The organism is Herbivorax alkaliphila, assembly GCF_030848475.1.
GTDB lineage: Bacteria > Bacillota > Clostridia > Acetivibrionales > Acetivibrionaceae > Herbivorax.
In genome coordinates this window covers 1-1,249 of the sequence record NZ_JAVDDS010000135.1, presented here as the reverse complement: position 1 = coordinate 1,249, position 1,249 = coordinate 1, and the positions used below count along the sequence as shown (strand labels likewise).

The window sequence follows — 1,249 nt, the reverse complement described above, 5'->3', positions numbered from 1 at the left end:
TGGAACAGTATAGAAGCAAAAGTTAATAAACTTCAATCAAGGATTGCCAAAGCAGCATCAGAGAATAGAATGAATCTAGTTAAAAAGTTGCAGTATCTTGTGTCAAAGTCATTTTATGCAAAACTACTTGCTGTAAAAAGAATTACAAGTAATAAAGGAAAAAGAACTCCTGGAGTTGACGGAGAAATATGGTCCTCGGCGGAAAGTAAATACAAGGGTGCACTATCACTTAATAATTACAAATACAGAGCCACTACTTTAAAAAGAACATACATAAGCAAGTCAAATGGTAAAAAACGCCCCCTTGGAATTCCTACATTTAGAGATAGAGCGATGCAAGCACTACATTTATTATGCTTAGACCCATTATCAGAGGCAATAATGGATACATCTAGTTTTGGATTTCGAAAACATAGAAGTACAAAGGACGCAAGCCAACACTTATTTAATTGCCTATCAACTAAAAATTCTGCACAATGGGTTCTTGAAGGAGACATAAAAGGATGTTTTGACAATATATCACATGATTGGGTGCAAGAAAATATTATCATGGATAAGAAAATATTGAGACAGTTTTTGAAATCAGGTTATGTTTATAAACGCAATCTATTTCCGACAAAAGCTGGAACACCACAAGGTGGGATAATTTCTCCTACCCTTGCAAACCTAACATTAAATGGGATGGCAACTATGCTAAAGAAGAAGTATTGGACAAATAGAGCAGGCTCCATCCACAGAAGATATAATAAAGAAAAAGTACATATTACTGTTTATGCTGATGACTTTGTTATAACAGCAAACAGTAGAGAAACCATTGAAGATATTAAGAAAATGATAGAAGACTTTTTAACAGAAAGAGGATTAGAATTGTCAGCAAAAAAGACATTAATAACTCATATTAAAAAAGGATTTGATTTTTTAGGATGGAATTTCAGGAAGCACAATGATAAACTTATAATACAACCTTCTGCAAAGTCGATAAAAAATATTACTTTTAAAATAAAAGAAGTAGTGAGAAAGAATCTAATGCAGAAACAAGAGATATTAATAATTAGGTTAAATCAAATTATAAGAGGCTGGTGTAATTATCATAAGCATGTTTGTGCAAAGAAAGCTTTTCAAACCATAGACAAGAACATTTTTGGATATTTATGGCTATGGGCAAAGAGAAGACATTCTATGAAGTCTAAAGGGTGGAGGAAAAACAAATACTTCACTCAAAGCAAAACAAGAGACTGGATATTCAAAT

The 1,249-nt window shown here is 32.4% G+C and carries 1 protein-coding gene; it reads left to right on the top strand.

From position 1 onward, the window contains the following. Positions 1-9: 9 nt before the first annotated feature. Positions 10-1,249, top strand: a 1,240-nt coding sequence (ltrA, locus tag RBH29_RS17680) for a group II intron reverse transcriptase/maturase (RefSeq protein ID WP_306698332.1), incomplete at its 3' end; no start/stop codon positions are given.